At 38.2% G+C, this 12,516-nt stretch carries 10 protein-coding genes; 4 read left to right on the top strand and 6 right to left on the bottom strand.

Translation table 11 applies throughout. The annotated features are described in order from the left end of the window. Nucleotides 1–15 precede the first annotated feature (15 nt). Nucleotides 16–537, top strand: coding sequence for a GNAT family N-acetyltransferase (locus ACIQXH_RS06015; protein WP_403122698.1), 522 nt, complete (start codon nucleotides 16–18; stop codon nucleotides 535–537). A 53-nt stretch (nucleotides 538–590) separates the two neighbouring features. Here ACIQXH_RS06015 and ACIQXH_RS06010 read toward each other — a convergent pair whose 3' ends face one another. Continuing rightward, nucleotides 591–2,834 carry a HelD family protein gene (locus tag ACIQXH_RS06010; RefSeq protein ID WP_403122696.1) on the bottom strand — a complete coding sequence of 748 codons (2,244 nt, stop codon included), beginning with the start codon at nucleotides 2,832–2,834 and terminating at the stop codon, nucleotides 591–593. 513 nt (nucleotides 2,835–3,347) lie between these two features. Here ACIQXH_RS06010 and ACIQXH_RS06005 point away from each other — a divergent pair. Beyond that, nucleotides 3,348–4,967 carry an ABC-F family ATP-binding cassette domain-containing protein gene (locus ACIQXH_RS06005; protein ID WP_402958671.1) on the top strand — a complete coding sequence of 540 codons (1,620 nt, stop codon included), beginning with the start codon at nucleotides 3,348–3,350 and terminating at the stop codon, nucleotides 4,965–4,967. Nucleotides 4,968–5,088: 121 nt separating this feature from the next. Here the strand turns inward: ACIQXH_RS06005 and mnmH are convergent, their stop codons facing one another. Both mnmH and selD read right to left on the bottom strand, forming a co-directional pair. Then, the gene (gene mnmH / locus ACIQXH_RS06000; protein WP_403122693.1) at nucleotides 5,089–6,126 is read right to left on the bottom strand and encodes a tRNA 2-selenouridine(34) synthase MnmH; all 1,038 of its coding nucleotides are present in this window, start codon (nucleotides 6,124–6,126) and stop codon (nucleotides 5,089–5,091) included. A gap of 114 nt (nucleotides 6,127–6,240) precedes the next feature. Continuing rightward, nucleotides 6,241–7,290, bottom strand: a complete 1,050-nt coding sequence (gene selD / locus ACIQXH_RS05995; RefSeq protein WP_403122690.1) for a selenide, water dikinase SelD — start codon at nucleotides 7,288–7,290, stop codon at nucleotides 6,241–6,243. 167 nt (nucleotides 7,291–7,457) lie between these two features. Between selD and ACIQXH_RS05990 the strand changes: the two genes are divergently transcribed. Next, on the top strand, nucleotides 7,458–8,516 hold the full coding sequence (locus ACIQXH_RS05990; protein WP_402868779.1) for a permease: 1,059 nt from the start codon (nucleotides 7,458–7,460) through the stop codon (nucleotides 8,514–8,516). A gap of 282 nt (nucleotides 8,517–8,798) precedes the next feature. Here ACIQXH_RS05990 and ACIQXH_RS05985 read toward each other — a convergent pair whose 3' ends face one another. Further along, nucleotides 8,799–9,380: a hypothetical protein gene (locus ACIQXH_RS05985; RefSeq protein ID WP_402868781.1), complete on the bottom strand. Its 582-nt coding sequence runs from the start codon at nucleotides 9,378–9,380 to the stop codon at nucleotides 8,799–8,801. Between the two features lie 193 nt (nucleotides 9,381–9,573). Between ACIQXH_RS05985 and ACIQXH_RS05980 the strand changes: the two genes are divergently transcribed. Beyond that, nucleotides 9,574–9,834, top strand: coding sequence for a hypothetical protein (locus ACIQXH_RS05980; protein ID WP_403122687.1), 261 nt, complete (start codon nucleotides 9,574–9,576; stop codon nucleotides 9,832–9,834). A gap of 440 nt (nucleotides 9,835–10,274) precedes the next feature. On the opposite strand, the gene ACIQXH_RS05975 is transcribed toward ACIQXH_RS05980, so the two are convergent. Continuing rightward, nucleotides 10,275–11,138 (bottom strand): 3-hydroxyacyl-CoA dehydrogenase family protein, encoded by an 864-nt coding sequence (locus tag ACIQXH_RS05975; RefSeq protein ID WP_403122685.1) that lies wholly within the window; start codon nucleotides 11,136–11,138, stop codon nucleotides 10,275–10,277. Nucleotides 11,139–11,314: 176 nt separating this feature from the next. Continuing rightward, nucleotides 11,315–12,466 carry a thiolase family protein gene (locus ACIQXH_RS05970; RefSeq protein WP_403122682.1) on the bottom strand — a complete coding sequence of 384 codons (1,152 nt, stop codon included), beginning with the start codon at nucleotides 12,464–12,466 and terminating at the stop codon, nucleotides 11,315–11,317. Between the last annotated feature and the right edge of the window lie 50 nt (nucleotides 12,467–12,516).

Genomic DNA, 12,516 nt, shown 5'->3' with positions numbered 1-12,516 from the left:
GGAAGGTGATTTCACATGCAAATCAGAAAGGCTACAGAAAACGATATAACTGGGATAGCACACGTTCATATAAAAAGTTGGCAATCCACTTACAAAGGAATTCTCCCAGAGTCATATCTGAACTCTTTAAATTTAGAAGCCAGGAAAAAAAATTGGTCAAGAAATCTAAAGATGCTTCATAGTGCAACATATATAGCTGAAAATGGTGATGGAAAGATCGTAGGCTTTGCAGCAGGTGGCCCAGAACAAACGAATCATCTTCATATCCAAGGTGAGGTATACGCCATTTATCTGTTAAAAGAGTACCAACGGCAAGAAATCGGAAGAAAACTAATGAAAGCAGTGGTAGATGAACTTGTACAAAAGCAACATGGTAATTTAATTATATGGGCGTTAAGGGACAATCCTTCGAGGGGTTTTTACGAAGCACTTGGCGGCCGCATAATCAGCGAAAAAACGGTTAAAATGGCCGGAATCGAGTTAGCCGAAGTTGGTTACGGCTGGGAGAATATTCAAGATATCCTAGTGAAATTATAATAGGCATGACAAAATAGGAGGCAAAGACGTCTATCGGCCTCCTATCTTATCCATCAAGCTAAAAGAAAATCTTCTTTTTCATTCCCAAAAAAGTAAAGGCGATGTAAAGGTCTTGTCATGGTGACATAAAGCAATTTCAAATCAAGTTCATTCTCCCGAAGAAATGTCTCTTCCAGAGATAAGGCCACGACAACATCGAATTCAAGACCTTTGGATTGATAGGATGGGATTATCATCGTTTTATGCTTCGGAATCATACCCTCTTCATTAATTAAATGAAAATCATTGGACAGCTTACTCAATTTTTCATTCGCGAGCACGCAATCTTTCATCGTTTTGGCGATGATGGCAAATGTATGATACCCTTCCTCCTTTAACTTTTCGATAAGATCAATCAATTGCCCCTCCCAATTGCTTTTGATGGATATGAATTCAGGTTCGTTTCCATGACGGACCACAGGCTCGACCTCAGGGAAATCATAAGGTAACATTTTTAGAATCCGATTGGCCTGCCCCATGATTTCAATGGTCGTCCGGTAGCTTTTTTGCAGTTCTGTATAAGTCGCTCTAGGAAAAATGGAACGATGAACATCTTCCCATGTTTGAAGTCCCCTATACGAATGAATGCCCTGGGCAAGGTCTCCAACAAGTGTGAACATATCCGTGTCAAAGGCTGTCTTCAATGCTTGCAATTGCATAAAACTATAATCCTGGGCTTCATCTATGACAACGTTTTTGGCTTTATGGTCTTTATTAACACCAAAAATTAATTCCTGTAAATATAACAAGGCACCTAAATCCTCGATTTCGTAGCTTTTTTCATGAAACAATTTTTGGTTATATTCACATAACGTACGTGCATCCTCGAAGCTTAGTTTACCGTTGCTGTAGAAGGCAAGACGTTCAGGATCCTGATATAACTCCTGATAATACTGTAGCAAGCCTTTGTTTGTGAATGGCTTAAAATAAGCTTTAACTGACGTACGAATCGCTTTTTTCATCCGTTCGGTCCGTTCTATCATTTTGTCATGGCACTTTGTGACAAATTCCTTCCGCTTTACCGGATCAATGTTCCTGGCGAAGGCTTTATCAATTTTCGTTTGATAAAAATCAGCAACTCGATCCAACATTTTTTTCTTTTTCAATTTCACTTCATTTTGTAAGATGTCCTTTAACTTATCAAGGCGTCCATAAAGTGGCAGGTACCAATAATCTTCTTCTAATAATCTAATAAACTTCTTGGCAGAATATAACCGGTAATTATCACAATAAAAATCTTCCACTGGGTGAAAGCTCCGGAAGATATCTTTTATATATCCGTCCAAAATCAATTTAAATAAAGGAGATCCTTTTAAACCCGATATCCAGATTGCCACTTTCGTTTCGTCATTATTTTCCTCCAATATACGCATCAACTTATCATCATGTATTAGATTTAAAGGCCGCCCAATTGCCACCTGGACGTATTCAGCAAATGTGAACTGTTTGACTTTATCGACTCCCAGTTCCGGCAAAGCTTCGGATATGTAGTCGATGAATACTCGGCTTGGGGCAAGGATCATTAACTGCCGTGGATCAAATAAATCTTTGTAATGGTAAATGAAATAAGAAATCCGGTGTAAGGCAATAGTCGTTTTACCACTACCAGCCGCCCCTTGTACGATAATGGGTTTATTTAAATCGGCACGAATGATTTTATTTTGTTCTTCCTGAATCGTCGTGATGATGTCTGTCAAGCGATTGCTTGAGCTTTTTGAAAGGGATTCCTGCAACAATTCATCGGTCGTAGTCAAATCAATGTCTCTGACCTCTTCCAACTCGCCATCCTCAATCATCAGTTGCCGCTTTAACGTGATATTCCCGCTGAATGTTTCTCCCTCCGCTTGATAATTCACTTCTCCAATTCGACCCTCATAATATAGATTGGCAATGGGCGAACGCCAATCGACGATAATCTGTTCTTGGCTTTCACGTTGATACAAAGATGTTTTACCGAAATATAGAATTTCTCCTTGAGTATTGTCATGCCGGACAAAGTCTACTCTTGCAAAGTATGGTTTGTTCTTTGCTATTTTCAAACTATCCAATTCAGACTGAGACATTTCAAAGAAATTGGCGGTAGTCAGTAACTGGGAGTATAAACCTGACTCCGACCAATCCGCATCACCAAAAGCCTCTTGCATATTCTTCTGGAATTGATCCTTATTGCTCTCTGAAGTTTTGATCACTACATCAATGTACCTTTTTGTAAAATCCAACCGCTCACGTTCTTTTTCGAAATCGGGATGTCGTATCATTCTGATCCTTCCCCTCTACATGTTAGAACATGTGAAATTAAACCATGCCCTCGGAAATGGACATACATATTATCAAAGAAAAAGGCAATTGACAATTACATTCAACCTTTTTATTTATCTCAGACGGGTTTTTTTAAAATCTTTTTTAATGCAGTGAATCCAGTTTACGTTATATTTCGAATGAAAAACTATATATTCCAGAAAAGAATCTATTAGAATTAAATATTAGGAAATATCTTGTTATATTTATATCGGAGATATGATAGTTACGGCTATCTAGATGGGCTGACGGGAGCAAATATTTCTTTATTAAGCTAAAAGAACTAGTACCAAGTCTCCACATCACTCACATAAAGGATTAGAGTAGTTTTCTTATAAGAACGGTGTATAGAGCAAATTGCCAAATTATCATGCATATATCACTTTTCCCTTATGTTAACCTAAAATGTTTTTTATTGACCCCTCTTTCATGTTATAATTTTAAAGATATTGTCATTGGAGGAATGTAAATAAATGATTACAGTAAATAACGTTGGTTTGCGCTACGGCGATCGTAAACTGTTTGAAGATGTTAATATAAAATTCACGCCTGGTAACTGTTATGGATTGATTGGGGCAAATGGTGCCGGTAAATCCACATTCTTAAAAATTCTTTCCGGAGAAATTGAAGCACAATCCGGTGATGTGCATATGGGACCTGGCGAACGCCTGGCCGTTTTGAAACAAGATCATTTTGCTTTTGAAGAAGAAGAGGTCCTTAAAGTTGTCATCATGGGCCATGAAAGACTATATGAAGTCATGCAAGAAAAAGATGCAATCTATATGAAAGAAAACTTCACTGATGAAGACGGTATGAAAGCCGCCGAACTTGAAGGTGAATTCGCAGAACTTAACGGATGGGAAGCTGAACCTGAAGCATCCATCCTTTTAAAAGGTCTTGGCATCTCTGAAGACCTTCATACAAAGAAAATGGCTGAATTAACTGGTGGCGACAAAGTGAAAGTATTGCTTGCACAAGCCCTGTTTGGCAAGCCTGACGTTCTTTTACTTGATGAGCCTACCAACCACTTGGACATAAAAGCAATTAGATGGCTGGAAGAATTCTTGATTGGTTTTGAAAATACCGTTATCGTCGTTTCCCATGACCGTTACTTCCTTAATAAGGTATGTACACATATTGCGGATTTGGATTTCGGTAAGATCAAAATTTACATCGGTAACTATGACTTCTGGTATGAATCAAGCCAACTAGCTCTTAAATTGACACAAGATGCCAATAAGAAAAAAGAAGAAAAAATTAAAGAACTTCAAAATTTCATTGCACGATTCAGTGCCAATGCTTCTAAATCCAGTCAAGCCACTTCACGTAAAAAATTATTGGATAAAATAAGTCTAGATGATATTCAACCATCATCCCGCCGTTATCCTTATGTAGGTTTTTCACCAGAGCGTGAAATTGGGAACGACCTCCTACGTGTAGATGGAATCACAAAGACCATTGATGGTGTGACCGTGTTGAATAACGTAAGCTTCATCATGAACAAAGAAGATAAAATTGCATTTGTCGGTAGAGATGAAATTGCTAAAACGACCATGTTCAAAATCCTTGCTGGAGAAATGGAACCAGATAGCGGTACTTACAAATGGGGTGTTACCACTTCACAAGCGTATTTCCCGAAAGACAACTCTGAATTCTTCGAAGGTGTCGATTTGACACTTGTTGATTGGTTGCGTCAGTACTCTCCTAATGATCAAAGTGAAAGCTTCCTGCGCGGTTTCCTAGGCAGAATGCTATTCTCCGGTGATGAAGTGACGAAAAAAGCCAGCGTACTATCAGGTGGAGAAAAAGTCCGCTGCATGCTTTCTAAAATGATGCTAAGTGGTTCAAATGTATTAATGCTTGATGAACCGACCAACCATCTTGATTTAGAATCTATCACAGCCTTGAATAATGGATTGATCAATTTCAAAGGAGCTATGATTTTCTCTTCTCATGATCACCAGTTCATTGAAACAGTTGCAAACCGTATAATCGAACTTACACCTAAAGGAACTATCGATAAGCAAATTAGCTATGATGAGTACCTTGAAGATAGCAAATTACAAAAGCAAATCGCTGACATGTATAAATAATAGAATATCAAAAAAAGCACACCTTTTTTAGGGTGTGCTTTTTTGCATTATAAAACGAATTAGGATTCAGGTAACCGATTAATTATTGATGGGAAAAGGAAAACCCAAACAGCACTACTGCTTATCCATGCTTTACACGTAACCGTTCACGAATGATCTCAATTGCTTCATCCACATTTTTAGCCTGGATTGTGATTTTTCGATCATCGGGAAAATGGTCGGCAGTATGTTGATACATAGGGTCATAGTAGTATTCAAGTAATAGTGCGACTGCCGACGAATAGTTACCGGATTTCAAATCATTTTCTATTTGAGCAGCAATGGGAGTATGAATTCGTCTTTTAATCCTTAAAAAGGCTTCTAGACACTCCTGTTCGTGTTCCCAAGGTTGATAGTCCTCTAAAATATGAAGAACTCTTTCTTCTATGGGTAAATCGATGAATACCTGTATTCCTTGTTCCTTTTTTGCTAAAACGGAATCGGGAATTATGACTTTACCAATCCTTTTACTTTCTCCTTCAATAAGAACAAAAGGTGATTGCTGAACTTTTTGGATGCTCTCGAAAAGTAATGAATCGAACTTTTTTTGATTATTCGGTTCCAGACCAATCTGGCCAAAAACAGACCCTCTATGATTTGCCATACCTTCAAAATCTAAAATAGGGTATCCATCTTCCCTAAGTCGATGCAGAATTGTCGTTTTTCCTGTTCCGGTAAATCCGTTCAATACATAGGCTTCGGGTTTCATGTCCAGTGTTTCTAAGTGATCTACCACCCAGTTACGATAGTTACGATACCCTCCATCCAATCGAAGGGCTTTAATTCCCATTAAGGATAGGACAGTGGCAGTGGTCCTGCTTCGCATACCCCCACGCCAACAAAAAACAGCTTTTTTGCCTTCTATCTTAGCAAAATCCTTTATAAACTGCGGTAATTTTACTGAAATAATTTCTAGACCTCGTTCTTTAGCAGCCTGGGCACTCACTTGTTTATACAGCGTTCCAACCTCTGCTCTTTCTGCATCATCAAAAAACGGTATATTTAAACTGCCAGGAATGGTGGCATCTTTATATTCAGATGGGGAACGTACATCAATTACCTTGAGTTCTTTCTTATCCTTTAAATCGAGCAATTCATCAACTGAAATATCTTGGAACACAATGTTTCCACCTTTCTGGATCTGTAAGAAAAACTTGAATATCTTCAAGCGTTGAGAAATGAGAATGGAAGAAATCAGCTTTCGTCGATTTCTTCCAAGCAAATTTTTCGTTAATTATATGACAACAATGTGTCCTGGATTCTCTTCGGTTACTTCACCAATTATCGCGGCTTCCACTCCTGCATCTAGTAAATCGGATAATAATGCATCTGCTTCTACACCTGCTACGGAAATCAAAAGTCCTCCAGATGTTACGGCATCACATAATATCCATTGATCTATCTGATCCATTGTTTCTGGGAAAGTGACATCACCTTGAAGATGGGCAAAGTTATTTTTTGTTCCCCCCGGCACGGCACCGGTTTCAGCTAGCTCTTTAACCCTCGGCAATATCGGCACTTGGGCATGATGGATACGTAGGCCGGTATTACTTCCTTTTGACATTTCTGAAGCATGTCCTAATAGACCAAAACCAGTAACGTCCGTACACGCATGGACATCATAGGATTCCATCGTTTCTGAAGCTATTTTATTTAACGTGGACATTACTTTTGTAACGTGGGTGATTTCTTCCTCTGTAAGAAGGTCCCTTTTAATCGATGTCGTTAAAATGCCCACACCAATAGGTTTAGTCAAAATAAGTTTATCCCCTGGTTTTGCCCCTGCATTTGTACGGACCTTGTCAGGATGAACAAGTCCCGTCACGGCAAGACCGAATTTTGGCTCATTGTCATCGATTGAATGTCCCCCGACAAGAGTGGCACCTGCTTCTTTTAACTTATCTCCTGCACCTCGTAAGATATCAGTCAAGACTTGTTTGTCCAATTTGGAAATTGGGAAGGCAACAATATTTAGCGCAGTTAGCGGTTTCCCCCCCATTGCGTAAATATCACTGATGGCATTGGCTGCCGCAACTTGTCCGAATGAATATGGATCATCAACGATGGGTGTGAAGAAATCAACGGTTTGTACAATCGCCAATTCATCATTTAAACGATAAACACCAGCATCATCACTTGTATCTAAACCAACTAATAAATTCGGGTTAGGAAGAGTAGGTGGTAAACCACGTAAAACCTGAGCCAAGTCTGCTGGGCCGATTTTACAACCACAACCTCCTTTTGAGGATAATGAAGTAAGCTTAACACTATTTGAATTTGTCATAATTAAATCAACCTTTCTTTTCGTCTTAATTATTATAAAACACATAGTCAATAAAAGCATAATTCAGGCTTAAATTTGTGAAATTTACTATTTCACTAAAATAAATTAGAGATTAGTGGTATAATATATTGTCTTTTGAAATTTTTTTATTTTATTGGGAGGTAACCATGTCACAGCTAAGACCTACTCTACATGAACAACACTCGTCAAATACTAAAGCTTTGTGGTTTATCGTTTCATTTTTAGTAATCGCTATTGTAGGATTACTTTATATAAAATGGTGGCCCTATTATCAAAAAGGGATGCTAGCAGCCGATACACATTCCATTGGAACATCTATTTTGGGAGATCAGTCAAGCGCCACCCTATCATGGAAATCTGCCTGGGATTATGCACAGGTTTATTTCTCGTCCGTATGGAAAGCGGCCATACTAGGAATCCTGCTCGGCTCTTTGGTACAAGTCTTATTACCAACACAATGGCTTCTTAAATGGCTCGGGAAAACATCGTTCGGCAGCACATTCATCGGAGGGCTAGCTTCGGTCCCTGGTATGATGTGTACTTGTTGTTCAGCCCCAGTGGCGGTTGGACTACGTAAAAAAAATGTCTCGGTTGGTGCAGCTTTAGCATTTTGGATTGGAAATCCAACCATCAATCCTGCGACGCTTGTCTTTATGACATTTGTTTTATCATGGAAGTTCACCTTGATTCGCCTATTTTTCGGACTGATTTTAACTTTCGGAATCAGCTATTTAGCTAATCGCTTTGTTAAAGACAAACAACCGGTTGATATAGACCAGATAATAACGGACACTGAACCTACCGGAAACTTCCTTTCTAGATGGTTAAAAAGTTTAGGAAGTATGGTTCTTTATATTGTTCCTGCATATGTTTTATCTGTATTGCTTATAGGGGCTGCGCGTGTTTGGCTATTCCCTCAAGTAGAATCATCTACAAACGGTCTAATCGCCATTGTCATCTTTGCAATAGCCGGTATGCTTTTCGTTATACCTACTGCTGCTGAAATTCCAATTATACAAACGTTTATGTCTTTAGGACTTGGTGGAGGACCTGCTGCTGCCTTGCTACTAACACTACCAGCAATCAGTCTACCATCTTTAATACTTGTCGCTAAGTCATTCCCTAAAAGGGTCCTATTGTTTGTCGTGGCCTCTGTAGTGATTCTTGGAGTTATAAGTGGATTGGTAGGAATGGTCCTCTTATAAGCATGATTTTAATCGTTATTAAGTATAGGTTTTGGTAAAAGCAAAGAACGGAATGGATTAGCTTAGGGCTAGTTCAATCCGTTCTTTTTTTACATCTCTTCTGTATGAACATTATCCCCATCTGACAACCCTCTAAACGTGAAAAGACTTGGACGATATAAGATCTGTCATAATCTAGAGGACTATCACTTAAGTTACCTTTTCGTTTGCCCCACTTCAAAAAAACCCACAGAGAGAATGAAACTCTCTGTGGGTTCTCTTAAAAACAGGCCGACTTCTCAATTACTTTTCTTTTATTTCCTGGAGTTCAAACCTTATGGTCTTTTTATTAGAAGAATCAACAGATTCCTTTAAAATCTGACCTACACCCTTTGCATAATAGGTAAGATTGTATTCATCTGAACCATTTTCAGTCGTTCTAACCTTTACGACGTTATTAAAGGTTCCTGCTGGAGTTGTAACCGTTTCATCAACAGATTCAATGTTGAAAGTAAAAGGCTTGACATCCCACTTTTTGCCCACCTCTACCGGGTAAGCCAGTAGTTTATCGTCACCGTAAAATAAGCCATACTTGTTTTCCTTCTCTAAATAAGTATCCGCTCCATACCATGTATCATACCCTTTAGATGTTCCAATAAAGCTTAGTTCAAATTTAATATCTTTCTTTTTCTTTGCATTGTATTCCTGGACTATATATACTTTTTCCGTATCTTTCAGATAACTTGAATCTTTAGAAATTACAGTCGTATCAGCAGCTTCTTCAGAATTATTATCCGAGTTAAAAACTACCTTAGACACAAAAAACATCAATATAACAATAATAATGAGTGAAAGTGCAATTATGAGTTTTACTGGTTTTTTCAACGGTATCTTCCTTTACTCTAACTTTTTATTTTTTAAATCTTTTCAATCTTACCATATAAATATGATAGTGATAAAGTAAATACCATTTCTGTTTATTATTCCAGTATATATCATGTCATCTAATCATTTATTCCATTATCTTTGAATAGCTAAAAGGATATAAAGGTATATTGTTTTAAAGGAGTGAATACAGGTGGAATTAAATTTAGTAAAGCAAATTTTTGAAGATACAGGCTTTCATTCATTATATGATAAATTCAGCTATCAAATTTATGTAACAGGATTATTCGACCTAGTAGATCAACAATCCATTATTGAAGAATTTCTGGATTCGTATGATTTCAATGAAAATCATACACTCCTTTTTGATGATTTCTCTTATTTCTTTAGAAGTTTTCAATACTCCCTTCAAAAGGCTGAGTATTGTTCTATTCTACAACCTGAATGGGATTAACAGTCCTACTTTAATGAAAAAAGTACCAAAGATGTACTGACGAGTTATGTATTCGACCATTAATTATCTAGTGTGAATACGGTATTGGACCAAACCCTTGCTAGCTAACCTTTTTTAGATACAGCCTTTTTCCTGAAATAATCATAGGGATATTCATTAAGTTCTTCATTCTCTATTCAGTGATCAAAATAATTATTCAAAAAGTGAAATAAGCCAAGGCATCTTTGGGAAAGTGCTTGGCCTATTTTGGTATCGAATTTTCAAGTGAAAATAATTGTATTCCCTATAGAACTTATTGAACTTTAGAGGTATATCCATTCGCCCTCTTTATAAACGTTACAACGACTCGCCAAGGATCATTAGCTTTTCTTGGGGTGACGGCATATCCTTTTGTTCAACCGACTGATGAACTCATGGGTTGTTAATGGATTATACTGCTACTAACTATAAGTATAGAAACCTTTTCCTGTTTTCCTTCCATATTCTCCATTAAGATATTTTTCTTTGATGACCCTTTGCGGCTTTTTTGATTCGTCGCCAGTTTCTTCATATAGGATTTGTCTGATATAATAATTCACATCAATTCCGGTTAAATCAAGCAAAGCAAACGGACCTATCGGGTGATTAAGCGCTTTCTTACAAGCAAGATCAATTTCCTCTACAGTCGCTACATCATTTTCTAGTAAATAAATTGCTTCATCAATTAATGCACCCAAAATTCTATTAGCGACAAATCCGGAAATTTCCTTTTTTAATAAAATTGGAGTCTTGTTGATTTGTTTTACAAACTCAACCGCAGTGGCCGCTGTTTCGTTTGACGTATGGAGCCCCTTTACAACCTCCACCAATTCCATTACTAGCACAGGATTAAAGAAATGAAGATTACATACCTTGTGTGGACGCTTTGTCGCATCCGCTAGTTTCGAACTTACAATCGTCGAGCTATTCGTCGCGATAATCACATCCTCTGAAACCAATTTGTCTACTTCGGAAAATAATTGCCGTTTTACTTCCAAATTTTCCACAATGGCTTCAATCACAAATTCTGTATCGTTTAGTGCTTCTTCTAAAGACGTTACAAAATGCAGTCTTGAAAAAGCTTCTTCCACTTCTTGAGAAGATAATTTACCTTTGAGTATTCTTTTTTTCATATGACCATTCAATGATTCTTCTGCTTTTCTTAGGCTTTCTTCACTAATATCTCTTAAATAAACATCTATACCAGCAAGGGCTGAAACCATCGCAATTTGTGATCCCATAGCACCTGATCCAATGACAGTAAGGCGATTGATTATTTTTTTCAAAAACTCACTCCTCTTGTTCTTTGATTTTATGATTAACAATGCGTGAAAGTTGTACGTTGTTTATAAAATGCTTTGACACATTTTCTATCCTTCTTCAAGTGGAAGTATTTATCCCTTCCGTTTAGAGACTTTTTGAGTCTCATTTAAACCTATAGATTACCTGCATGAGTTAAATGTTAGTAGATTCTTTCTATAATAGTTCCATTAGCCATCCCACCACCTTCACAGATAGCTTGAAGTCCAAATCTACCACCAGTTCTTTCGAGTTCATGCATCATCGAAACCATAAGACGAGCACCTGTAGCACCAAGAGGATGACCTAAAGCGATTGCGCCACCATTTGGATTCAATTTTCTAGGGTCTGCTTCCATTTCTTCTAACCAACACATTGGAACAGACGCAAATGCTTCATTCACTTCATATACATCCATATCTTCAATCGTTAGTCCTGCTTTATTTAATACTTGTTTAGAGGCGTCAATAGGTCCCGTCAGCATTAAGATAGGATCAGAACCAATCACTGCACGGGCAGCGATTCGGAACCTAGGTTTAAGCCCTAATTCCTCCGCCTTCTCCTTAGACATAAGTAGTAATGCTGCAGCCCCGTCACTCATTTGACTTGAGTTGCCTGCATGAATTTTTCCATCCTCCGCAAATGCTGGCTTAAGGGTTCCCAGTTTTTCAATGGTTGATCCTTCACGAGGACCCTCATCTTGTTTAACCTTGATGACTGTTCCGTCTTCAAGTTTGACCTGTAGTGGCATTATCTCCCTCTCAAACTTTCCTTCTCTTTGGGCGTTCAATGCTCGATTATGACTTTCTAAAGAAAATTCATCTAACTGTTTCCGGGTAAATCCCCATTTGTCAGCAATCTTTTCCGCAGATAACCCCTGGTGGATCATGTCGAAGCGAGAAGTCAGCATCTCACTCCAATCGGTATTATTCCGCGATGATCCCATTGGGACACGAGTCATACTTTCCACACCGCCAGCGATCACAATATCCATATCCCCACTCATAATTGCTTGCGCCGCAAAATGGATAGCCTGTTGACCAGATCCACACTGGCGGTCAATTGTTGTCCCTGGTACCTGAATTGGAAAGCCTGCCATTAAGGCAGATATTCGGGCAATGTTATATGTTTGTTCTTCTATTTGGGTTACACAACCCAATATGACATCTTCTACGAGACTAGTGCTTATGCCCGCACGTACTACTACTTCGTTTAAAACATGAGCAGCTAATTCGTCCGGACGAATAGAACTGAGAACCCCTTTTCGTTTTCCAACAGGAGTCCGAACTCCCTCTATAATGACCACTTCACGCATATACATTCCTCCTAGTATGGATACTTAATAACTTTTATATGAAACTATTA

The organism is Peribacillus sp. NPDC097225, from assembly GCF_044761955.1.
Taxonomy (GTDB): domain Bacteria; phylum Bacillota; class Bacilli; order Bacillales; family DSM-1321; genus Peribacillus.
This window is presented reverse-complemented; position numbering and strand designations above follow the sequence as displayed.